This window comes from Microbispora rosea, assembly GCF_900156315.1.
Classification (GTDB): domain Bacteria; phylum Actinomycetota; class Actinomycetes; order Streptosporangiales; family Streptosporangiaceae; genus Microbispora; species Microbispora rosea.
This window is the reverse complement of sequence record NZ_FTNI01000020.1, coordinates 115590-135627: the sequence shown is the minus strand read 5'-3', so window position 1 is coordinate 135627 and position 20038 is coordinate 115590. Positions and strand designations below refer to the sequence as shown.

Genomic DNA, 20038 nt, shown 5'->3' with positions numbered 1-20038 from the left:
GGGATCCGGGACAATGGGCCGGTGCCGGCACGCAGACTCGACCCAGGGAAGATCAGAGAGGCGCTCGACGCCCAGCTCGCCGATCTCGGACGGCCGCCGTTCGACGGTCCCGAGAGCGCCGCGGGGAACGCGTGCGTGCTGGCCGTGCTCGACGCCTACGAGGCCGGGCTCACGCCGCTGAGGGCCGCCGCCCGCGCGGCCGTACGGCACCTGCTGGAGGACCTGGCCGAGCGGGCGCCGGGACGGTCGGTGGAGGTGCGGGTCCCCCCGCACGCGGCGGTGCAGTGCGTGGAGGGGCCCCGGCACACCCGGGGCACCCCGCCCAACGTCATCGAGACCGACCCCCGCACCTGGCTCGAACTGGCCACGGGCCGGCTGTCCTGGGCCGACGCCACCGCCGCGGGGAAGATCGCGGCCAGCGGCGCCAGGGCCGACCTGTCCGCGCTGCTCCCTCTCTGGTGACTCCCGTTCGGGTCACTGGAACCCGGAGAGCTTGTCCTGCACGCAGCGCTGCGCGTCCTCCTGGGTGGGGTAGATCCGGCGGTCGAAGCACTCGCCCACATGCCTGGTCGTGAACCAGTTGTAGAGCGCCACGCTCGCGATCACGGCGAGCAGCAGGGTCAGTGTGCTCAGCACCACTCCTCCGACCGCCCTGCCCCGGTTGGAGTTCCTGGCGATCGCCACGATGCCGATGATGAGCCCGACGATGGCCACGAGCGTGCCGATTCCGCAGACCAGCAGCAGGACGATCGAGCAGATCCCGAGCACCAGCGCGGCCGTCCCGAGCCCGCCGCCCGGTTGGGGCCCCCAAGGCCTGCCGGGAGGTCCGCCGGGTCCCGGGGGCGGCGGCAGCGGCCCCCCATACGGCGGCTGCTCATGCGGGGGCTGACCGTACGGCGGCTGCCCATACGGGGGTTGCCCGTACGGCGGCTGGCCATAGGGCGGTCCCCCGTACGGCGGGCCCGCGGGTCCTTCGGGCACCCCGGCCGACGGCTCCCGCTCCTCCGGAACCCCCGGGCCGTACGGCTCCCGCGGGCGCCCGGGATCGTCGGGTGTCGTCACGATCATCCCTCCCCTACCGATTTCGGGCAGGATCCGATTCTCAGGGCCTTCCCGAAGGCCCAGGCTGCCCCGAAATCCGCGTGTGAGCAGGGGTGACACGGCAAAGGGCGGGTGATGCTTCCGGCGCCTGACGGGCATGCCCGGGTTTGAGCAGCGCCAATGCCCAAATAGACTCAAGTACGTGTTGAAGGGCGACGGCCGGCTGGGCCATGACCTCGACCCCCAGGACCGCGCTCCGAAGGACGCCTGTGGCGTCTTCGGAGTATGGGCACCCGGGGAGGACGTCTCCAAACTCACCTACTACGGCCTCTACGCACTGCAGCATCGCGGGCAGGAGTCCGCGGGCATCGCGGTCAGCGAGGGCAACCGCATCCTCGTCTACAAGGACATGGGCCTGGTGGCCCAGGTCTTCGACGAGTCGATCCTCGGCACCCTCCGGGGGCACCTGTCCATCGGGCACTGCCGTTACTCCACCACCGGATCGAGCGTCTGGGAGAACGCGCAGCCCACGCTGAACTCCAGTGACGGCAAGGGGCTGGCGCTCGCCCACAACGGCAATCTGATCAACACCGCCTACCTCGCCGAACGGCTCCCGCCCGGCTCCACCCGGGCGACGACCGACACCGAGGTGCTCACCGCTCTCCTGGCGCAGGACTCCTCGCGCCCGGTCGAGGACGTGGCGGCCGAGCTGCTCCCGGAGGTCAAGGGCGCCTACTCGCTCGTCTGGATGAACGAGACGACGCTGTTCGCCGCCCGCGACCCGCAGGGCATCCGCCCCCTCGTGCTGGGCCGGCTGGAGCGCGGCTGGGTGGTCGCGTCCGAGACCGCCGCCCTCGACATCGTCGGCGCGTCGTTCATCCGGGAGATCGAGCCCGGCGAACTGCTGACCATCGACGAGCGCGGGGTCCGCTCGCAGCGCTTCGCGCCGGCCGAGCCCAAGGGCTGCCTGTTCGAGTACGTCTACCTCGCCCGTCCCGACACCACGATCGCCGGGCGCGGCGTGCAGTCCACCCGCGTCGAGGTCGGCCGCGTGCTGGCCCGCGAACACCCGGTGGACGCCGACCTCGTGATTCCGACGCCCGAGTCCGGGACGCCCGCCGCGATCGGCTACGCCGAGCAGAGCGGCATCCCGTACGGCCAGGGTCTGGTGAAGAACTCCTACGTGGGCCGGACGTTCATCCAGCCGTCGCAGACCATCCGCCAGCTCGGCATCCGCCTCAAGCTCAACCCGCTGCGCGAGGTCATCGAGGGCAAGCGCCTGGTGGTCGTGGACGACTCGATTGTCCGCGGCAACACCCAGCGGGCCATCGTGAAGATGCTGCGCGAGGCCGGGGCCAGCGAGGTCCACGTGCGGATCTCCTCGCCCCCGGTCGCCTGGCCGTGCTTCTACGGCATCGACTTCGCCACCCGGGCGGAGCTGATCGCCGGGTCGCTGTCGGTCGAGGAGATCCGTTCCTCGCTCGGCGCCGACTCCCTTGGGTACATCTCCCTGGAGGGGCTCACCCGGGCGACGACGCTGCCGGCGGACCGGCTCTGCCGCGCCTGCTTCACCGGTGAGTATCCCATTCCTATCGAGGACGACAGGGTGGGCAAGTTCGTGCTGGAGGCTCAGCGATGACCAGCTACGCCGACGCCGGCGTCGACATCGAGGCCGGCGACCGCGCGGTCGAGCTGATGAAGTCGCGGGTGGCGCGCTCCCGGCGCCCGGAGGTCGTGGACGACGCCAGCGGCTTCGCCGGGCTCTTCGACGCCTCGGCGTTCCTGCGCTACCGCAGGCCGCTGCTTGCGACGTCCACCGACGGCGTGGGCACCAAGGTCATGCTCGCCCAGCAGCTCGGCAAGCACGACACGATCGGTATCGACCTCGTCGGCATGGTCGTGGACGACCTCGTGGTCTGCGGGGCCGAGCCGCTGTTCATGACCGACTACATCGCGTGCGGCAAGGTCGTGCCCGAGCGGGTCGCCGACATCGTGGGCGGCGTGGCCGAGGGGTGCCGGCTCGCGGGCTGCGCGCTGGTCGGCGGGGAGACCGCCGAGCACCCCGGCGCGATGGGCCCGGACGAGTACGACATCGCGGGCGCCGGCACCGGGGTCGTCGAGGCGGACGAGATGCTCGGCCCCGACCGGGTCGTGCCGGGCGACGTGGTGCTCGGGCTGGCCTCCAGCGGCGTCCACTCCAACGGCTACTCGCTGGTCAGGCACGTGATCAAGACCGCCGGGCTGGGCCTGGAGCAGGAGCTGCCCGAGCTGGGCCGTACGCTCGGCGAGGAACTGCTGGAGCCCACCCGCATCTATTCGCTCGACTGCCTGGCGCTCATCCGGGAGACCGAGGTGCACGCCCTGGCCCACATCACCGGCGGCGGGCTGGCGGCCAACCTGGCCAGGTCACTGCCCGGCACGGTGGACGCCCTGCTCGACCGGAGCTCGTGGACACCGCCCGCGATCTTCGAGGTGCTGGGCGGGCGCGGCGGCGTGCCCCAGGCGGAGATGGACAAGACGTTCAACCTCGGTGTGGGCATGTGCGCGATCGTCCCGGCGGCGGAGGCCGACAAGGCACTCGCGCTCCTGACCGGTCGCGGCCTGCCCGCCTGGGTGCTGGGCGAGGTCGTCGCGGGCGAGGGACAGGCCCGTTTCCGCCAGTGAGGTCCCGGCCGCCCGGCCCGGCGATGAACGGTCACCGGACGATGAACGGTCACCGGGCGGAGGCCGTGGCCTGACGGCCCCCGACGGCCATGGCCGGCCTCTCCCGGGTTCGTCGCGAGCACTCTCGAGGACGCGCCGCCGCGAGCAGCCGTGCACGCGTCCGGGTACGGCAACGTGGCGGCGACCACGACGGTCCCGCCACATAACGATCATCCGGCTCGCGGAGTCCGCGGCTGATGGTCCCGGCCCGGCCGACTCGACGATCTCGACGTTTTCGATGACGAGGAGACCCGCCTGACGACGCCGACCGCCCGTGACCGTGTCCGGCCACATATACGGCCGACCACAATGGTGCGGTTATACGGCCGGCCGCAATGGTGTGACGAACCCGGCTCTCCCCCGTCCGTCCCCGTGCCGGAGGCGAGGGGCTCGCGGAAGAGCGACTCGCGGACAGTGAGAGAACCCGGCGGGAACGTCCCCGCCGGGTCGCTCACTTGGCGATCAGAACTGGGTCAACGCCGCCCACGGCGGTCGTCATCGCCGTCGTCGTCGTCGACGGTCGCGTAATCGGCGTAGCGATCAGCCAACTCGTCGTAAGGGTCATGCTCGTCACTGTGGCCGGAATCGTCGGCGTCCACGACTCCGAGCTCCGCGCGCAGGCGCTCAAGATCCGTACCGCCGCTGTTGTACTTCAGCTGACGGGCGACCTTGACCTGCTTGGCCTTGGCTCGGCCGCGCCCCATTGGCTCGACCCCCTCATGCGGGGCCGTGCCCGACCCCTCGTCACTAACGCACCGCGCACCGACGCCACCTGACTTCAGGCGTCAGTCTCTCGTTCGCCTATTACCGTACCTGGTTTGTGCGCCGCTCGGTACGTCGTACGAGCGGTGGCGGTCAGCGCCGGAGCCAAATACCCCTTAGCCGACCGATTTCTGACATTCTCCGCTCTGCCAGCCTATCCGCTGCGACCGCGGGAGGGACGCCTTCCTCTTCGGCCGAGCGGAAGATCTTCAAGGTCGTGTCGAAGATCTTCGCCGCCCGGGCGCGGGCCCGGTCCATGTCGAAGCCCTCGATCTCGTCGGCCACCTGGATGACCCCGCCGGAGTTCACGACGTAGTCCGGGGCGTACAGGATGCCCCGCTCGGCGAGCTGCTTCTCGACACCGGGATGGGCGAGCTGGTTGTTGGCCCCACCACAGACGATCTTCGCCTTCAGCCGGGGGACGGTCTCGTCGTCCAGCGCGCCGCCGAGGGCGCAGGGCGCGTACACGTCGATGTCGGAGGACACGAGGGTGGCGGCGTCGGGCACGACCTCGACCGCGGGGTGGCGCTGCCGCACGCGTTCGACGGCCTGCTCGTTCACGTCGCAGATCACGACCTCGGCGCCGTCCTCGAGCAGGTGCTCGACCAGGCGGTGGCCGACCTTGCCGACCCCCTCGACGCCGACCCGCCTGCCGCTCAGGGAGGAGGTGCCGTACATGTGGTCGGCGGCGGCCCGCATCCCCTGGAACACGCCGAAGGCGGTGAGGATGGAGGAGTCCCCGGCGCCGCCGTGCGCCTGGGTGCGGCCGGTGACGTAGGAGCACTCGCGCGCCACGACGTCCATGTCCTCGCTGTAGGTGCCCACATCGCAGGCCGTGTAGTAGCGCCCGCCGAGCGACTGGACGAACCTGCCGTAGGCCCGCAGGAGGGCCTCGCTCTTGTCGGTCGTGGGGTCGCCGATGACGACGGCCTTGGCGCCGCCGAGGTCGAGGCCGGCCAGCGCGTTCTTGTACGCCATGGCCCGGGAGAGGTTGAGCACGTCGGCGAGCGCGGCCTGCTCGCTCGGGTAGGGATAGAACCGGGTGCCGCCGAGCCCCGGTCCGAGGGCGGTGCTGTAGATCGCGATGATGGCGTACAGGCCGCTACGCTCGTCTGAGCAGAAGACGACCTGTTCGTGTCGCACCGGCTGGGCGGGGTTCGTGTCGCCGCCGGAGCTGGAATCCTTGTGGGACAGCCCGAAAACGTCGGTCACGGTAGTGACTCCTGATCGTGTACGCCGCCTCGTTGCGGCGATCGGCCTCCAGCTTATCGGATGTGCCCACAAGATGATCATGAAAAGCCGGGACGGTGCTGCACAGGCGTCCCGCGACGTGGCACGATTCTGGTGTGCTCCCCTACGCCGCCTATCTCCGTGTGTACGAGCCGCTGACCGCTTTCGCCCCGCAAGATCAGGCTCGGTGGGCCCGGTACGCCGAATCGCGCGACCGGCCGCGCCGGGCGGGCGCGCTCGAGGTCGAACACGGCGAGGCGGTCCGCCGCCTGCTGCCGGTCCCGCCGCTGCCGGCGCCCGAGCGGGAGAGCCCCAACGCGTACCTGCGCCGGGTGGAGGAGACGCTGTACGTCTGCCCCTGGCAGAGCAGGCTGCGGTCATGGCTGGCGTTCGCGTCGTTCCGCGGGAGCGTCCCGGTCAAACTCGCCTCCCGGTTCGTGCCGCAGGCCATCGCGGAGCAGACCGCCGACGACTTCGATCGGTTCAAGCGGGGCGAGCCGTCCCTGCGCACCCACATCCGCACGAGCACCTGGCATGTGCCGATCGCGTGGTTCGTGCCGTTCGACTCGGCCGAGCGCTGGCTCGTGCTGGGCTCGGAACAGCCGGCCGAGACGGGCGCGCAGACCACCGCCGCGCCGCCCAGGAACATGCTTTACGTCACCTCGATGGCGCAGGCCCGGCGCCGGGTGGCGCGGGCGCTGGTGGTGATCCGCAGGCACGTCGGGCAGGTGGCCGCCCTCACCGAGGTCGAGGAGGTGGGCCGCTGGCTGGAGGAGTTCCATCCCCACTCGCTGGTGGAACTCGACTACGGCGGCCTCGTCCACCTGATGGACGACCGGACCCTCCAGGGCGACCAGTCCGTCGCGGAGGTGGCGACCGCCCTCGCGGGTTTGGACAACGGTCAGGAAGAACTTGCCTTCGCGATGTATCAGCGCGTGATTCTCCGCTGGAGGTCGATCCGCGCTCTGGAGTCGGCAAACTGACGGTCATGAACGTGCTCTGACCTGCCGATTCTGGTCATGGCATCGTCGATCTCACATCTACGAACTGAGTAGTTTGCCGTTTTCACTGCGATACCACGAAACGTGTCGCTAGAATCACCGAGCGTGACATCAACCCGTGGTCGAGACGTTGTGCCCAGAGGGCTCGCCAATCGCGCTACGTGGCTGTATGGTCACATCGGGTGATTCCGTAAATGATCCCAGAAACCGCACGTTTTTGGATCATTGAAGGACATCCGTGACAGTGCCGCGACCGACAAGATTTGCCCGAACGCAGCGGCGTCGAGGCGGACAACGCCGCTCTGGCCGACGCGACGAGGCAGGGATTGGCGGAAGGGGCACTTGCGCCAGACAAGTCGCAGGATCGCTGCTGGCGGTCCACACGGAGGAGAGGCCGCACAAATGTCAGCTCGTACACCCGAGGCCGAGCCACTGCTCACCCCGGCGGAGGTCGCCACGATGTTTCGCGTCGACCCCAAGACCGTCACCCGGTGGGCGAAGGCGGGCAAGTTGACGTCCATCCGCACCCTCGGCGGTCACCGGCGGTACCGGGAGACCGAGGTCCGGGCACTGCTCGCGGGGATTCCGCAGCAGCGGTCCGAGTAGGACGTGGCCGTCACGCCACGGGGGGAACGACGGCGCGCTCGCGTCGGGGATGTGAGCGCGTCCACCACGCTCCCGTGACCGCTACGGGTCATGGGAGGGGATCTGGGGTCGGCGCCGCCCGCCCGGCGCCTCCCCGCGTACGCGATTCGTCCGCCCCCGGTGGTTCCCCTGTCTCACGCTGCCGTCTCCCGCTGCGTCGCCCCGGTTGCCGCGCCTCGGGACGTCTCGTGAACGCGGCGAGGGCTCAGGGAACGGCCTCACGGTTCGCAGATGCCGGGCTCCCAGGTGCCCGGCTCTCAGAAGCCGCGTGCCCGGACAGCAGGGTCTCCAACAGCACCCGCACCCCCGGATCGTGCTCGCTCGCCGCCCGCAGGAGCGCGACCATCTGGTCTACCAAGAGGCGCTCCAGCTCGGCCCGCTCCATGTCGCGGTGCTCCAGCCAGTCGAGGCCTGCCGTCTCCACCGAGGCGACCCACGACCTCAGCGTGACGCGCAACGCCGGACCGGGCGCGTCGACTCCCATCTGATGAACGATCATGCGCAGCATGCGCTGCCGCACCCCGTCGACGATCTCCCCGATCTCCCCGGTGCGATTGGCCGGGCCTCCCCTGAGCAACGCGGCGAAACCGGCCGCGTGCTCCTCGACGAAGTCGAAGTAACGCGTCAGGCCCGCGCTGAGCTGTACCAGCGGCCCGCCCTCGCCCTGCGCCTGTAACCGCGCCTGCAGTTCGGCCGCCGCGCTCCGCAGGGCCGCCACGTAGAGCTCCTGCTTGCCGCCGAAGTAGTGGTAGACGAGCGCCCTCGACGCGCCCGCGGAAGCCGCCACATCGTCGATCGAGACATCCTCGGCGTCGTGCCTGCTGAACAGCTCGAGCGCGGCGGCGATGAGCTCCTCACGCCGCCGGTCCACGCTGAGCCTGCGTCGCGCCGGCCGTGCCCCGTCTTCCGCTTGGCGTGTGGCACTCACACCTCGCACCTTAGCGAATCGCCTCCCTGGGAGGAGGAGCGGCCGAATCAAGGGTTGCCCTCGAACCCCCTCCCGGCTCCGCCCTCCTACCCGTGCTACGGCTAACCTTCCCAACGCCCGATTAGAGGAAGGTTCCTGTCTAACCGCGATCAACCCGTACCCTCAGGGCAACTCGATCGTTTGGTGTGTCAGGTGCACGTCCACGCATCGTGGGGAGAACCATGTCAGGACCGTCCATGCAGACCACTGCCCGGAAAGACGTCGGGGTCGCGATCCCCACCGGGGGACTGTCCGATGGGTTCAGCCCGCGGCCACGCCCGACGATCCGCAACGTGGCCGAGCGGGCAGGAGTCTCCAAGTCGCTGGTGTCTCTCGTGCTGCGGGGTTCCCCGCACGTGAGCGAGCACCGCAGGGAGGCGGTCCTCCAGGCCGCCCGGGAGCTCGGCTACCGGCCGAACGCGGTCGCCCGTAGCCTGGTCGAGGGGCGCACCCACCTGGTGGGCGCGCTCGTGGCCGACCTGCACAACCCCTTCTACGCGGAGTTCCTCGACGGCCTGCAGGAGAGCCTGCACGGCGACGGGCTGCGGCTGCTGATCGGCAGCGGTCGCTGGGACCCGGCGTTCGAGGACGAGGCCGTCGAGGCGTTCCTCGAGCTGCGGGTGGACGGCCTGGTCCTGCTCGGGGTCGCGCCGTCCAGCGACACGCTGGCCGAGGCCTCGGCCTACACGCCCACCGTGGTGGTCGGCGAGCGCGACGTCGAACTCGAGGGCGTGGACATCGTCGTCGACGACGACCAGCTCGGCGCCCGCTTCGCCGTGGACCACCTCGTGGAGCTGGGCCACCGGCGCATCGCCCACATCGAGGGCGCCCCCTCGTCGGCTGCCCGCTGCCGCTGCGAGGGCTACCTGGTGGCCATGCGCCGCCACGCGCTGGCGCCGTACATCATGGTCGAGCACGGGGACTTCAGCGAGGAGGGCGGCCGGCGCGCGGCGCTGGCGCTGCTCAAGCGCGAGCCCCGGCCGACGGCGATCTTCGCGGCGAACGACATCGTGGCCATGGGCGTGCTCACCGCGGCGAGCGAGCTGGGGCTACGGGTGCCCGAGGACGTGTCGGTCGTCGGATATGACAACACGCATCTCGCGGCCGTCACCCACATCTCGCTGACCAGCGTGGACCAGCCCCGGCGGGCCATGGGCCGCTCGGCGGCGGCGCTGCTGAGCGACCGCATCACCGAGCCCGGCAAGACCGCCCGGCTGCGGCAGGTCAGCCCGCAACTCGTCGTACGGCGCAGCACCGGGCCCGCTCCAAGCGACGGCCAAAGCTAGGTCAATCACCGACGTGTCCCCTCGCGGCCGGTGTTGACTGCAGCCGTGGCGCCGGGCCCCGGCGGGTCGCGGAAGGGCTGCCCGCAGGCCGGCGACCGGAAATCGGGGGGATTCATGCGTGATCCTGAATTGGTCTCCTGCGCTCAGCGGGCCGCCGGCGAACTGGAGCGGGCCTGGGCGCACTGGAGGGAGAGCCGGGGGCTCGGCAGCGAGGACATCGCCGAGTCGGTGGCGAGCTATGTCGCCCACTCGATCGACCACCCCTGGGGACGGCCGCGCGTGGTGCTGGGCCTCGACGCCGAGGACGCCCGTGAGCTGGCCGCTCTCCTGCATCGGCAGGAGGTCCCCGAGCCGGCGTGGGCGGCCAGGTTTCCGGCATAACGGTCTGATCACGACTCCGCCCCGGTTAGGTTGGGGAGACCACACCTCCGGGAAGGGACTTCGACCGTGATCAGACGACCACTCGCCGCCGCAGCCCTGGCCCTGTGCGGGGTCGGAGCCGTCGCCTGCGGCGGCGCTGAGGTCTCCGGCACGGGGGCCTCGGCTCCCGCCGCCTCGTCCCGGCACGGCCGGCCGGCCGCGACCCAGGACCAGGCGGCGGACACGGCCTCCGCCGGGACGGCCGCCCCGACCACGCGTACGGCGGCCGCCTCCGAGACGGAGGCGCGGCCGCTGGCCGGGAAGGTCGTGGTGATCGACCCGGGCCACAACGGCGGCAACTTCCGCCACACCAGGGAGATCAACCAGCTGGTCGACATCTCCAACCAGAAGAAGGCCTGCGACACGACCGGCACGTCGACGAACGACGGCTATACCGAGGCGGCCTTCACCTGGGACGTGTCCAACAGGCTCGCCAAGCTGCTGCGGGCCCAGGGGGCCACGGTCAAGCTCACCCGGACGATGAGTACCGCGTGGGGGCCCTGCATCAACCAGCGGGCCGCCGTCGGGAACAAGGCCAAGGCGGACGCGGCGATCTCCATCCACGGCGACGGCGCGGGAGCGAACCTCCGCGGGTTCCACGTCATCATGCCGAAGAAGATCGGCGGTCCGGTCGACCGGGTGGTCAAGGACTCGGCGCGGCTCGGCACGGACGTGCGGGACGCCTTCCACGACGGCACCGGCCTGCCGTACTCGAACTACATCGGCAAGCAGGCGCTGAACTACCGCAGCGACCTCGGCGGGCTCAACCTGTCGACGGTGCCGAAGATCTTCATCGAGTGCGGCAACATGCGCAACGCGAAGGACGCCGCCAGGTTCAAGGACTCCGCGTTCCGGGCGAAGATGGCGCGGTCGCTGGCGAAGGGCCTGGAGAACTACCTCACCTCCGCCCGCTGACCGCGCCTCCGCGGCTCTCAGCGGCTTTCAGACGGCTCTCATACGGCTCTCAGCGGGCTGTGGACCGAGTGGCGGAACCGTCGGAGGGGTTTGGCATCATCGGCGGAATGAAGCATCTCCTCCCCCTGCCGAGGCTCGCCGAGACGGGCCCGGGGTCGGCTGAGATCGCGTCCGGCTCCGCCATGTCGGGCCCGGCCCCGCTCACCGACGCCGTACGTCTCGCGCTCGCCGTGCTCGACCTCAGGCCCGGCGACGCCGCGACAGCGGCCGTGCGGGTGGAGGAGGACCCCCGGCTCGGGCCGGAGGCGTACGCGCTGACGATCGCGGGCGACGGTGTGCGCATCGCCGCGGGAGACCGGGCGGGCGCCTTCTACGCCGCGCAGACGCTGCGGCAACTCCTGCCGTCCGAGGCGTTCCGGTCGGCCCTCGTGCCCGGGACGTCCTGGACGGTTCCCTGCGGACGGGTGGAGGACGCGCCGGAGTTCTCCTGGCGCGGCGCGCACCTCGACGTGGCCCGCAGCTTCCTGCCGAAGCGGGAGGTGCTGCGGATGATCGACCTCATGGCGCTGCACAAGCTGAACCGGCTGCATCTCCACCTGGCGGACGACCAGGGCTGGCGGGTGGAGAGCAGAGCGTTCCCGCTGCTGCACGAGGTGGGCTCGCACCGCCCGCGGACGATCACCAGCCACAGGGGTGAGGCACTCGCCTTCGACGGCGTCCCGCACGGCGGCCACTACACGCTCGCCGACCTGACGGAGATCGCCGCGTACGCCCGGGCGCGGGCGGTGACCGTCGTGCCGGAGATCGACGTGCCGGGGCACGCCTCCGCCGTGCTGGCCGCCTATCCCGCGCTGGCGTCCCGGCCGGGGCAGCGCTACGAGGTGCTGGACCGGTGGGGCATCTCGCCGGCGATCCTGTCGCCGCTTCCGGCGACCGTCGACTTCCTGACCGCCGTGTTCGCCGAGATCGCCGACGCCTTGGGCGACGTGCCCTACTTCCACATCGGCGGCGACGAGTGCGTGCTCGACGACTGGGCGGCGTCGGCCGAGATCTCGGCGTACCAGGCCTCGCTGGGCCTGGAGAGCACGGGTGACCTGCACGCGTGGTTCCTGCGGCGGCTCGCGGACGCGCTGGCGGAACGCGGCAGCCGCACGGTGGTGTGGGACGAGGCGTTCGTCAGCGGCAGGCTGAGGCCGGACACGGTCGTGATGCCCTGGCGCGGCGAGCACGTGGCCCGCCGGGCCGCGGCGGCGGGCCACGACGTGGTGGCGACGCCGGTCTTCCCGATGTACTTCGACTATGCCGAGGCCGCCTCGCCCGAGGAGCCGGCCGGGCTGGGAGACGCGATCACCGTGGCCGACGTGGCGGCCTTCGCGCCCGCGCCGTCCGAGTGGCCGGAGGAGGAGCGCGCCCGGGTAATCGGCGTCCAGTTCCAGCTCTGGAGCGAGCGCATCCCGGACGGCCGGACGCTCGACTATCGCGCCTGGCCCCGGGGCTGCGCGGCGGCCGAGGTGGCGTGGACCGGCGGCCCGGCCGGGCCCGAGGACTTCTTCCGCCGCGTCGAGGCCCATCTGGCGCGGCTGGACGCGTTCGGCGTGGAGTATCGCCCGCTGTCCGGCCCCCGGCCCTGGCAGCGGGGCGGCACCGGATGGCGTCGCCACCGCCCCGGCGCCGTCGCCGTGCACGACGTGATGCGCCACCTGCACGAGCTCAGCCTGTCGGCCGACTCCACCCGGCCCAGTCTCTGACCCCGGCCCGGTCTCCAGGGCGCCGGCACGGTCTCTGAGGACCCGGTCTCTGAGTCCCGGCCTCTGAGGTCCCGGTGCGGTCTCTGAGGGTGTTTGTTCCCATAGGTTCCGTTTGCTTCGGATTATGCGCCCCGCCAGGTGGGGGTGGATTCGCCGGTGAGTCGGCGGGCCATGAGGTCGATCATGGCGAGGTGGATCATGGCTTCGGAACGGGCGGGCAGGGCTTCGTAGTCGCGGGCCAGGCGGCGGTGGAGCATCAGCCAGCCGAGGGTGCGTTCCACGGTCCAGCGGCGGGGTAGCGGGGTGAATCCCCTGGTGGCGGGGTCTTTGCGGACGACTTCAACATCGATTCCCAGGGTGGCGCTGTGTTCGATGACGGTGGTTCTGTAGGCGCTGTCGGCCCAGGTCTTGGTGATCGTGGGGTGGTTTGCGGCGACCTGGGTGAGCAGTTGGCGGCCGGCGGCGCCGTCGGACACGCTGGCGGCGGTGACCAGTACTGCGAGCAGCAGGCCGAGGGTGTCGGTGACGATGCTGCGCTTGCGGCCGACGATCTTCTTGCCCGCGTCGATGCCCTGGGTGGTGGCGGGGACGTTGGCCGAGGTCTTGACGCTCTGGGAGTCGATCACGCAGGCCGTTGGCTCGGGATCTCGGCCTTCGGCCGTGCGGAGTAATCGTCGCAGCAGGCCGCTGAGCTGCTCGAATACGCCATCCTTCTGCCAATGCGCGAAGTAGCCGTACACGGTGGCCCACGGCGGGTAGTCGTGAGGCAGGTAGCGCCAGGGGATGCCGGTGCGGTCGACGTAGAGGATGGCGTTGAGGATGGCCCGCAGGTCGTGCTCGGGAGGGCGCCCGATGTCCAGGGCCCTGCCTTTGCGTTCGGTGCGCCAGGCGGTCAGCACGGGCTCGACGAGCTTCCAGCGAGCGTCGGACAGGTCGCTGGGGTACGGTCGCTGTTCGGTCATGACCGTGGCGTAGCGCTGCACGGGGGCTGTGCCCAGATACGCGGAGGCCAGGCCAGGCAATTGGGCCGCGGCGGTCACGTGCCGCAATGCGCATACGTGGGCATCTCGGAATCAAACAGAAGAACGTGCCTATAAGGGCACTCGAGTGCGCCTCATCTGGACCACAGGACGCACGTCTGTTCTGAGGCCTCAACGCTGGCCGCGTAGAGACCTCGGAGAAATGACATCTTTCGCCATCTTTCGGAGCAAAACGCCCTCTAAGAGCATGTTTGAGAAGGGCTGACAACGGCGTGTGCATCTCGCCGCCGTCGCCGCCGTTGTGTCGCGATCATGGTTGGGTGCCCCGCGAACGCCGCTACCCCTCCGATCCGATGCGTTTCCGCCACCGAGCGCGCGGCGGGCCTTACGTCGTGACGAAGGGCTTGTGGCGTCCTGCGCTCCCCACCCGGGCCGCCGAGCGGGATATATCCTTGTCCGATGCCCGAGCTCCAGTGTCTCCGCCTCGACCACGTTCCTGCTCTGCTCGTGTTCGAGAAGGAGAACCGGGCCTATTTCGCTGCGTCGGTTCCCGACCGCGGCGACGACTATTTCGCCCGATTCGATGATCGGCTCGCCGCCCTGCTCGCAGAACAGGCGGCCGGGGTGTGCTACTTCCATGTGCTCGTGGACGATCGCGGCAGGGTGGTGGGGCGCGTAAACCTGATCGATGTGGCGGACGGCTCGGCCGAGCTGGGGTACCGGATCGCGGAGTCTGCCGCCGGACGTGGCCTGGCCACACGCGCGGTTCATCAGGTCTGCGCCCTGTCCGCGACCGAGTACGGCCTGACCACCCTGCGGGCGGCGACGACATTGGACAACGCCGGTTCGCGAGCCGTGCTCGCCCGCACGGGGTTCGTCCCCGTCGGCGAGACGGTGTTGGACGGCCGCCCAGGGCTTCGGTACGAACGGCACCTGGAGCCGAGTTCACGCGCAGGGCACGATCGCGGCGTTTGACGCCGCGCATGGCCCTGCCCGGACTCACTGCTCAGGTCGACCGATGAGCGCCCGAGCCTGCTGACGTGTGGCGGCGTGCCCACGAGTGAGACGCCGGGCCATTCCAGAGATCGCCGCCCATCGGATCATGGCCTCCGAGGTAGCGGGGTGGCGTTCGTAGTCGCGGGCCAGACGGCGGTGGCTGGTCAGCCAGGCCAGCGAGCGTTCCACGACCCAGCGGCGGGCGATTACGGCGAACCCGACCTGACCAGGGGCCTTGCGCACGATGTGCAGCGTGGTGCGCAGGATCCGCTGACTCCACTCGACCAGGGCTCCAGCGAAGCCGGCGTCGGCGAACACCAACCGGATCGGGGTGACCAGGTACGCGCTCAGCAGGATGGTCTTGGCTCCGTCGCGGTCTTGGACCGAGGCGGCCATCACGCACACGACCAGCAGCAGGCCGAGGGTGTCGGTGACGATGAACCGCTTGCGCCCGTTGATCTTCTTACCCGCGTCGTATCCCCGCGACTCGCGGCCGACCGTGTCGGCGCCCTGGACGCTCTGGGAGTCAATAATCCCCGCCGACGGCTCCTCCTCCCGCCCCTGGGCCATGCGGACGCGTCGCCGCAGGATCGCGAGGATCCCCTCGGTGACCTTGGCTTTCTCCCAGCGGACGAAGTACCAGTAGACCGTCTGCCAGGGCGGGAAGTCGAAGGGCAACTGCCGCAGGCGCACCCGGTGCGGACCACGTACAAGATGGCGTCCACGATGTCGCGGCGCGAGTGCTTCTCCGGCCGCCCGCCAGCGTTCGGGGCAGGGAGAAGCGGCTCGATCAGCGCCCATTGGGCGTCGGTCAGATCGGAGGTGTAGCGGCGTTCGCGGGGCACCCAACCATGATCACGACACAACGGCGGTCACGGCGGCGAGACGCGCACGCCGTTGTCAACCCTTCTCAAACACGCTCCAAGGCCGCGCCGCGCCGGCGACGCGCCGCACCCGGGAGCGGTCGCCCAGCATGTCGGTGCTGTCGACGTACTGGTCCACGGCGCCGGTGAGAGGCAGCCGCCGCACCTCCGGATCGGCGATGGTCTCCAACAGCGCCTCGGTGAAGCGCTCGGCGTGCAGCACCCGGAAGGGGCGGCTGTGGTAGGGCCGGGTGCGCGGATCGACGGGCGCGGTGAGGCCGAGGTCGTTGTGCAGGGCCGCGAGGGCCTCGTAGGCGGTGGCGAGGTGGCTCTCGCGCTCCCGCCATCCGGTGGCCGACACGGCCGCCCTGAGCACCGGCGCCAGAGCCGGGCCGCACGGCAGGGCGGCGAAGGCGCTGCCCAGCCACTTTCCGTACGGCGGGTAGCGGCGGTGCATGAGCAGGGCGAGCCGGATGAGGTCCCGCACCAGACGGGCGCAGGTGACGGCCGAGCCCAGTTCGTCACCGACCTCGCCGGCGCGGCCCACGAACGCCTCCTCCTGGCATATCCGCCGCCACTGGCAGGCCAGGACGTAGCGCCAGACGTCGCCGGGATACCAGGCGAGGCGCCGCCGGACCGGCAGGAGCAGCCCCAGGCCGTCGTGGAAGACCTCTCCCGCCGTGATCTCCGCGAGCGTCTGGGTGGGCGTCGCCAGCCAGTCGGACAGGCCGACGCCCGCGATCGGGTCGAACCCGAGGTGCCCGGTGAGCCATGCGGTCAGATCGGCCACCACGACTCCGTGGCGGAGCGGCCCGTCCGTCGTCTCCATGTGCCGGGTGCCGCCGGCCCCCGTCGCACCGAAGTTCGTGGGATAGCCGAGAAATCGCGGCGGCAGACTCCCGGCGAGCACGGCGTCCACGGCCTCGCCGTGCTCGCCGGCGTTCTCGGGGCTCAGGAACAGCTGCAGCCGGGGGCCCCAGTCGTGGTCGGTGGATCGCTCGGTGTCGTACCCGAGCACCTCCGAGCCCGCACCGAGGAGCGCCGCCGTGTGCGTGAGGCCGCCGAAGCGCCGCGCCAGCAGCGGTGCCACCGCCTCCAGGTAGAACCGCCGCGACAGCTCCAGCCCGCGCACGTGCCCGTCTTCCATGACCGGCATCCTCCGCGGGCTCCGTCGCGCGGGGCAACGGCTTTTCCCCGCGTCATCGGGCGCCTGTGCGGGCCGCAGGTGCCCGTGGAGACGCGGCGGACGGCGGCGGGCGCGGCACGATCAGGCGGGCGCGCGGGGATTCAGGGGGTGCGGCACGATCAGGCGCACCGGGAGGCGGCGGACGGGGTGTCAGGCTCCGTCGAGGACCTCGGCGACGATGGCGGCCGCGATCTTCTCCGGGTCGAGGCCCTGGTAGGTGTCGATCACGTCGCGGATCCTCGCGGTCAGGCTCAGGTCTGCCTGTTCCGCGTCGCCGATGTGGCGCCCGGCCACCGCGACGGCGGCGGCGAGCTCGTAGGCCTCGGCCGGCCCGAGACCCTGCGGATCGACCTCGACGAGGACGCGAGCGCCGTTCTTCGGTGAGACGCGGACCTTCCACCGCCCGGACGGGCCGGAGACCGACAGCGTGTCCTTCCGCAGGGCCGGCGGGAACAGGACGACGGCCATCCGGCCCGCCGCGGCGAGGACCCGCTCGGCGAGCCTGCGCACGTCCTTCTTCGCGACGACGATCCTCCCGGAGCGGTTGATGATGCTCACGGAATCACCGCTGTCGGCCACGGCGATCCGCTCGCCGTCGGCCTGGTCGTAGATGGCGCTCATGAGGGGTCGCTCGCTTAGCTTTGTCGGGGCGGGCTGCGAGACTCCGCTCATGCATGATCTCGTACTTTCGGAGCGCATGATCGTGATTCCCCTCTCCCCGGGCCATGGCCTGAGCGGGCGGGCCGCGTGAGCAGGTCCGAGCGGTTCAGCCTGCGGCCGAGCCGGGAGGAGTGGCGGCGAGACTGGGTCGCCCGCGGCGAGCTGCGCGACCAGCGGTTCGAGCTGCCGCCCGGAGTGCGGAGCGTGATCTTCGACCGGGCGCGGCTGGTCAACGTGGACTTCTCCGGAACGGGGTTCGCCGACTTCAGCTCTCATGCGGGCGAGTTCGAGGGATGCGACTTCTCCGGCGCGGCCTTCGAGCATCTGTCGATGGGCGCCACCGCCGCCGGAGGGGTGTGGAACCGCATCAGCTGGCCGCAGTCGGTCTTCCGCGACTGCGTGTTCCGGCGTACGCGCTTCGCGCCGCTCACCTCGTTCGGCAACGTGCGGTTCGAGAGGTGCGTGTTCGACCGGTCCCGGCTGCGGCGGCAGACGTTCACGACGGAGGCCGAGTTCGTCGGCTGCGTCTTCTCCGGGCGGCTCCGCGAGATCAACTTCTGGGGGCGCCCCACCGATGAGCAGGCCGCGCTGGGCAGGGAGCGCAACGCGTTCAGCGGCAACGACTTCACCGCCGCCGAGCTGGAGGACGTCGCCTTCAGGCACATCGACCTGCACGCGCAGCGCTGGCCCGGCCCGCCCGGCTACGCGCTCCTCGACCGCGTGAGCGCGCGGGTGCGGGCGGTGCTGCCGCTCGTGGAGGCGTGGCCGGACCCGAAACACCGGAAGGAGGCCCGCTTCAGCCTGGAGTTCCTCGCCGGCAACGCCATGGAGCACAACGACGACCACGCGGTGGTGAGCTCTCTGGACATGGGCCGCAGACTGCCGCCCGCCCTCCGTCAGGAGCTGTTCGAGGCGCTCACAGGCTCATCCACAGATACATCTCCTGGTTGAGCCGTACGGCGGTGCGGGCCAGATCGCGCAGCTCCGTGACGCGCTCGACCTCGAACTCGTCGAGCAGTTCCTCCTCGGCGTACTCGCGCAGCCGAGCGTCGTCCACGGCGGCGAGCGCCTCGACGGTGTCGGACGCCATGCGCTCCAGGGCAGGCCCCTCGTCGTCCCCCGCGATCGTCCGGGTGTCGCCGAACTCGCTGAGGTCGCGCCCGCTGAGCTCGGCGACCAGCGTGTCGAGCTCGTCGAGCCATCCCTTGCAGTCCACGTACGGCAGGCCGGCCGCCCCCGGTCCGGCGGACAGGGCACGCCGGGCGGATCGCTCGGAGTCGGCGGTGAAGTAGTCGACCAGAACGCCCATGCCGGTCACCTTATCGATCACGGCATGGGCGCGGCAGAGCGCTCACACGAGGGTGTAGCCGGCCTCCTCGACCGCCTTGCGCACGGCGTCGTCGGCGACGTCGCCGGAGACGTCGAGCCGGCCGCTGTCCAGGTCGACGTCGACGCCGGTGACACCGGGGATCTCGCCGACCTCCTCCTTGACCGAGCTCACGCAGTGGCCGCAGGTCATGCCCTGCACGGTGTAGGTCTTGACGCTCATGGCGCTCTCCGTTTCCGGGGAAAGGGGATTCATGCGGTGCGGCCGACGATCTCGCGGACCGAGCCGTAGCCGTGCCGGCGCAGCCGGCGGGCGAGCTGGCGGTTGATCCGGGACGGCCAGAAGGGGCCTTCGTAGATCAGGCCGGTGTATCCCTGCACGAGGGTCGCGCCGGCGAGCAGCCGCTCCCAGACGTCGTCGACGTCCTCCACGCCGCCGACCGAGACGAGCGTGAGCCGGTCGCCGGCCTTCTGGCGCAGGCGGCGCAGCACCTCCAGCGAGCGGGCCTTGAGCGGCTGTCCGGACAGCCCGCCCGCCTCGGTGCTCGCGACGCCCTCGCGGCTGATCGTGGTGTTGGTCGCGATGACCCCCGCCAGCCCGAGCTCCGCGGCGAGCTCGGCCACGGCGTCCACGTCCTCGTCCGCCAGGTCCGGCGCGATCTTCACGAGCAGCGGGGTGCGCCCGGCCGCCTCCTTCACGGCCGACAGCAGCGGGCGCAGGCGGTCCACGGCCTGCAGGTCGCGCAGGCCCGGGGTGTTGGGCGAGCTCACGTTGACCACGAGGTAGTCGGCGAGCGGCGCGAGCCTGCGGGCGCTGTCCACGTAGTCGCGCACGGCCTCGGACTCGGGCACGACCTTGGTCTTGCCGATGTTGACCCCGACCACGGCCGGGATGTGGCGCACCCTGCGCAGCCGCTTGGCGGCGGCCGCCGCACCGGCGTTGTTGAAGCCCATCCGGTTGATGATCGCCCGGCTCTCCAGCAGGCGGAACAGCCGCGGCCGGGGGTTGCCCGGCTGGGCGTGCGCGGTGATCGTGCCGACCTCGACGTATCCGAATCCGAGCGCCGACAGCGGCTCGGCACATCCGGCGTCCTTGTCGAACCCGGCGGCGAGCCCGAACGGCGAGGCGAAGTGGACGCCGAACGCCTGGACGCGCAGCGACTCCGCCCTCGGCGCGAGCAGCCGGTGCAGCAGCCGCACGAGGGGCGGAAACATCCCGAGCAGGCGGAGCAGCCTGATCGTGAGGTGGTGGACGGCCTCCGCGTCGAGGCGGCTCAGGACCTGCGTGAACACGAGTCGATACATCACG

General features: G+C 70.9%; 22 protein-coding genes and 1 pseudogene. 11 read left to right on the top strand and 12 right to left on the bottom strand.

What is annotated here, in order from left to right:
* Nucleotides 1-21 precede the first annotated feature (21 nt).
* Nucleotides 22-462, top strand: coding sequence for a sterol carrier family protein (locus BXA11_RS26175; RefSeq protein ID WP_143734522.1), 441 nt, complete (start codon nucleotides 22-24; stop codon nucleotides 460-462).
* 12 nt (nucleotides 463-474) lie between these two features.
* Here BXA11_RS26175 and BXA11_RS43310 read toward each other — a convergent pair whose 3' ends face one another.
* Nucleotides 475-1062, bottom strand: a complete 588-nt coding sequence (locus BXA11_RS43310) for a DUF4190 domain-containing protein (protein ID WP_159454843.1) — start codon at nucleotides 1060-1062, stop codon at nucleotides 475-477.
* 181 nt (nucleotides 1063-1243) lie between these two features.
* On the opposite strand from BXA11_RS43310, the gene purF reads away from it, so the two are divergent.
* The gene (gene purF, locus BXA11_RS26165) at nucleotides 1244-2680 is read left to right on the top strand and encodes an amidophosphoribosyltransferase (protein ID WP_030508801.1); all 1437 of its coding nucleotides are present in this window, start codon (nucleotides 1244-1246) and stop codon (nucleotides 2678-2680) included.
* Nucleotides 2677-3705 carry a phosphoribosylformylglycinamidine cyclo-ligase gene (gene purM, locus BXA11_RS26160; protein ID WP_076438715.1) on the top strand — a complete coding sequence of 343 codons (1029 nt, stop codon included), beginning with the start codon at nucleotides 2677-2679 and terminating at the stop codon, nucleotides 3703-3705. The genes purF and purM overlap by 4 nt, the downstream gene beginning before the upstream one ends.
* A gap of 512 nt (nucleotides 3706-4217) precedes the next feature.
* Here purM and BXA11_RS26155 read toward each other — a convergent pair.
* Nucleotides 4218-4448, bottom strand: coding sequence for a DUF3073 domain-containing protein (locus BXA11_RS26155; RefSeq protein ID WP_030508799.1), 231 nt, complete (start codon nucleotides 4446-4448; stop codon nucleotides 4218-4220).
* Between the two features lie 151 nt (nucleotides 4449-4599).
* Nucleotides 4600-5718, bottom strand: a complete 1119-nt coding sequence (locus tag BXA11_RS26150; RefSeq protein ID WP_275409711.1) for a Leu/Phe/Val dehydrogenase — start codon at nucleotides 5716-5718, stop codon at nucleotides 4600-4602.
* Nucleotides 5719-5852: 134 nt separating this feature from the next.
* Between BXA11_RS26150 and BXA11_RS26145 the strand changes: the two genes are divergently transcribed.
* Together BXA11_RS26145 and bldC are read left to right on the top strand one after the other, a co-directional pair.
* Complete coding sequence (locus BXA11_RS26145) at nucleotides 5853-6719, top strand: DUF8083 family protein (protein WP_030508797.1); 867 nt, start codon at nucleotides 5853-5855, stop codon at nucleotides 6717-6719.
* A 420-nt stretch (nucleotides 6720-7139) separates the two neighbouring features.
* Nucleotides 7140-7343 (top strand): developmental transcriptional regulator BldC, encoded by a 204-nt coding sequence (gene bldC, locus BXA11_RS26140; protein WP_013133571.1) that lies wholly within the window; start codon nucleotides 7140-7142, stop codon nucleotides 7341-7343.
* 244 nt (nucleotides 7344-7587) lie between these two features.
* Here bldC and BXA11_RS26135 read toward each other — a convergent pair whose 3' ends face one another.
* Nucleotides 7588-8310, bottom strand: coding sequence for a TetR/AcrR family transcriptional regulator (locus BXA11_RS26135; RefSeq protein ID WP_239105031.1), 723 nt, complete (start codon nucleotides 8308-8310; stop codon nucleotides 7588-7590).
* Between the two features lie 221 nt (nucleotides 8311-8531).
* Here BXA11_RS26135 and BXA11_RS26130 point away from each other — a divergent pair, with 221 nt between their 5' ends.
* The 4 genes from BXA11_RS26130 to BXA11_RS26115 all read left to right on the top strand — a co-directional run bounded on the left by BXA11_RS26130 (nucleotide 8532) and on the right by BXA11_RS26115 (nucleotide 12718).
* A complete protein-coding gene (locus BXA11_RS26130; protein WP_036407037.1) occupies nucleotides 8532-9635 on the top strand; it encodes a LacI family DNA-binding transcriptional regulator in 1104 nt (367 codons plus the stop codon).
* A gap of 114 nt (nucleotides 9636-9749) precedes the next feature.
* Nucleotides 9750-10016, top strand: a complete 267-nt coding sequence (locus BXA11_RS26125; RefSeq protein WP_076438711.1) for a hypothetical protein — start codon at nucleotides 9750-9752, stop codon at nucleotides 10014-10016.
* Between the two features lie 66 nt (nucleotides 10017-10082).
* Nucleotides 10083-10970 (top strand): N-acetylmuramoyl-L-alanine amidase, encoded by an 888-nt coding sequence (locus tag BXA11_RS26120; RefSeq protein WP_076438709.1) that lies wholly within the window; start codon nucleotides 10083-10085, stop codon nucleotides 10968-10970.
* A gap of 107 nt (nucleotides 10971-11077) precedes the next feature.
* Complete coding sequence (locus BXA11_RS26115; RefSeq protein WP_076438707.1) at nucleotides 11078-12718, top strand: beta-N-acetylhexosaminidase; 1641 nt, start codon at nucleotides 11078-11080, stop codon at nucleotides 12716-12718.
* A gap of 122 nt (nucleotides 12719-12840) precedes the next feature.
* Here BXA11_RS26115 and BXA11_RS26110 read toward each other — a convergent pair whose 3' ends face one another.
* Nucleotides 12841-13680: an IS5 family transposase gene (locus tag BXA11_RS26110; RefSeq protein ID WP_076438807.1), complete on the bottom strand. Its 840-nt coding sequence runs from the start codon at nucleotides 13678-13680 to the stop codon at nucleotides 12841-12843.
* A gap of 477 nt (nucleotides 13681-14157) precedes the next feature.
* Here BXA11_RS26110 and BXA11_RS26105 point away from each other — a divergent pair, with 477 nt between their 5' ends.
* Nucleotides 14158-14673: a GNAT family N-acetyltransferase gene (locus BXA11_RS26105; RefSeq protein ID WP_076438704.1), complete on the top strand. Its 516-nt coding sequence runs from the start codon at nucleotides 14158-14160 to the stop codon at nucleotides 14671-14673.
* A 24-nt stretch (nucleotides 14674-14697) separates the two neighbouring features.
* On the opposite strand, the gene BXA11_RS26100 is transcribed toward BXA11_RS26105, so the two are convergent.
* From BXA11_RS26100 to BXA11_RS26090, 4 genes and pseudogenes are all read right to left on the bottom strand, one after another.
* Entirely contained in the window at nucleotides 14698-15387 is a 690-nt protein-coding gene (locus BXA11_RS26100; protein ID WP_204053710.1) for an IS5 family transposase, read from the bottom strand.
* A 35-nt stretch (nucleotides 15388-15422) separates the two neighbouring features.
* A pseudogene (locus BXA11_RS45805) lies at nucleotides 15423-15539 on the bottom strand (transposase); the annotation flags it as partial.
* A 55-nt stretch (nucleotides 15540-15594) separates the two neighbouring features.
* A complete protein-coding gene (locus BXA11_RS26095; RefSeq protein WP_076438702.1) occupies nucleotides 15595-16704 on the bottom strand; it encodes a DUF4037 domain-containing protein in 1110 nt (369 codons plus the stop codon).
* A 189-nt stretch (nucleotides 16705-16893) separates the two neighbouring features.
* Nucleotides 16894-17364: a hypothetical protein gene (locus tag BXA11_RS26090; protein WP_030508790.1), complete on the bottom strand. Its 471-nt coding sequence runs from the start codon at nucleotides 17362-17364 to the stop codon at nucleotides 16894-16896.
* Nucleotides 17365-17490: 126 nt separating this feature from the next.
* On the opposite strand from BXA11_RS26090, the gene BXA11_RS26085 reads away from it, so the two are divergent.
* A complete protein-coding gene (locus BXA11_RS26085; protein ID WP_076438699.1) occupies nucleotides 17491-18354 on the top strand; it encodes a pentapeptide repeat-containing protein in 864 nt (287 codons plus the stop codon).
* On the opposite strand, the gene BXA11_RS26080 is transcribed toward BXA11_RS26085, so the two are convergent.
* From BXA11_RS26080 to BXA11_RS26070, 3 genes are read right to left on the bottom strand one after another with little or no spacing between them, the layout of a single operon-like run.
* Nucleotides 18320-18712, bottom strand: coding sequence for a hypothetical protein (locus BXA11_RS26080; RefSeq protein WP_030508788.1), 393 nt, complete (start codon nucleotides 18710-18712; stop codon nucleotides 18320-18322). The genes BXA11_RS26085 and BXA11_RS26080 overlap by 35 nt on opposite strands.
* Before the next feature lie 42 nt (nucleotides 18713-18754).
* On the bottom strand, nucleotides 18755-18952 hold the full coding sequence (locus tag BXA11_RS26075) for a heavy-metal-associated domain-containing protein (RefSeq protein ID WP_076438697.1): 198 nt from the start codon (nucleotides 18950-18952) through the stop codon (nucleotides 18755-18757).
* Nucleotides 18953-18981: 29 nt separating this feature from the next.
* Complete coding sequence (locus tag BXA11_RS26070; protein WP_030508786.1) at nucleotides 18982-20034, bottom strand: quinone-dependent dihydroorotate dehydrogenase; 1053 nt, start codon at nucleotides 20032-20034, stop codon at nucleotides 18982-18984.
* Nucleotides 20035-20038 lie beyond the last annotated feature (4 nt).